A 375-nucleotide genomic window follows, 5' to 3' on the forward strand; every position below is an offset into this window, starting at 1 on the left:
CGGCATTCTTCATGCCAATGCTTCCCGGTATCTTCGGTCCTGCAATGACTGTCGGTACGTCTATGGGCTTCTCTGGTATGACTGCTGCTATTATTGGCTCTGTGACCAATGCTCTTGCAGGTATGATGCTTTCGACGCTTGTATCGACAATGGCAGGCAAGGGCGGTGTCCTTGGTTCCATCATCGGGGCAGTGCTCGGTTTCGTTCTTATGAACGGTATTACCTCTGTATTCAACACAGGAACATGGGCGCTGAACTGGTCCGATCTTTTCTCCGTACCTAACCTGTTGAAGATGACCGATGCTGCATCGAACATCTATGGTTCCATGGTTCAGAGCAATATTGCTGGTATGCAGGCTGAATTGGAGGCTTTCC

Annotated in this window: 1 protein-coding gene; it reads left to right on the forward strand. The window is 49.9% G+C overall.

Features of this window, described 5'->3' with window-relative positions; translation table 11 throughout:
* Positions 1-44: 44 nt before the first annotated feature.
* Positions 45-375 (forward strand): hypothetical protein (locus RMT89_RS41545; protein ID WP_315888940.1); only part of this gene is annotated, 331 nt, incomplete at its 3' end.

Source organism: Streptomyces sp. P17 (assembly GCF_032436805.1).
In the GTDB taxonomy this organism is placed as follows: Bacteria; Actinomycetota; Actinomycetes; order Streptomycetales; family Streptomycetaceae; genus Streptomyces.